This window comes from Parahoeflea alexandrii (assembly GCF_027214025.1).
GTDB lineage: Bacteria > Pseudomonadota > Alphaproteobacteria > Rhizobiales > Rhizobiaceae > Hoeflea > Hoeflea alexandrii_A.
Window position 1 is genome coordinate 1 of sequence record NZ_JAPWHB010000052.1, and the last position, 251, is coordinate 251.

Annotated in this window: 1 protein-coding gene; it reads right to left on the minus strand. The window is 63.3% G+C overall.

Features of this window, described 5'->3' with window-relative positions:
- Window positions 1–3 precede the first annotated feature (3 nt).
- A partial coding sequence (locus tag O4H62_RS26375; protein WP_331284495.1) for a glycoside hydrolase family 2 TIM barrel-domain containing protein occupies window positions 4–251 on the minus strand: 248 nt, incomplete at its 5' end.

Consider the following 251-nt stretch of genomic DNA (forward strand, 5'->3'; position numbering starts at 1 on the left):
ACGTTACTGCGCGACGCCACGCCACCTCTTGCGCAGGTGGAAGGCGGCCGACTTGGGCTGGCGATCCCGGGTGAAGATGCCCTTTCGGTTGCCTCCGACGCGCATCGTGCCACTGGTGGTCGCGAAGTCCGCGAAGTTCCAGATGTGCTCACCGACGACGGCGTCGAAAGAGTCGAAGACCCGCTCGTTCATCTTGAGCACTTCGACCTGGTACTCCTCGCTCCATGGCTGGGCGGGGATTTGGTGCAGAC